The following is a 202-nucleotide window of genomic DNA, read 5'->3' as shown; positions in this document are numbered from 1 at the left end:
CTTCCACACCCGTTGGAAGCGTGACATTGGTTTCAAAACCATCACTGTTCTCGGCCACGCTGACGCTGCCGTCCGCCGCATCGGCAATGGTTAACGTTGGCGCCGTGTCACTCACGCCATCACCGTCAGTATCACCTGGAATGGTGGTGTCTAAATCAAACGTCACTGGCGCGCTTTCAGCGGTGGTGTTACCCGCCGCATC

At 57.4% G+C, this 202-nt stretch carries 1 protein-coding gene; it reads right to left on the bottom strand.

From position 1 onward, the window contains the following. The coding region (locus AACW06_RS20890; RefSeq protein ID WP_202884153.1) for a hypothetical protein at window positions 1-202 on the bottom strand (202 nt) is incomplete at both ends.

This window comes from Vibrio sp. S12_S33, assembly GCF_963889785.1.
In the GTDB taxonomy this organism is placed as follows: Bacteria; Pseudomonadota; Gammaproteobacteria; order Enterobacterales; family Vibrionaceae; genus Vibrio; species Vibrio aestuarianus.
The sequence above is the reverse complement of the archived record's forward strand: the minus strand, read 5'-3'. Positions and strand labels throughout refer to the sequence as shown.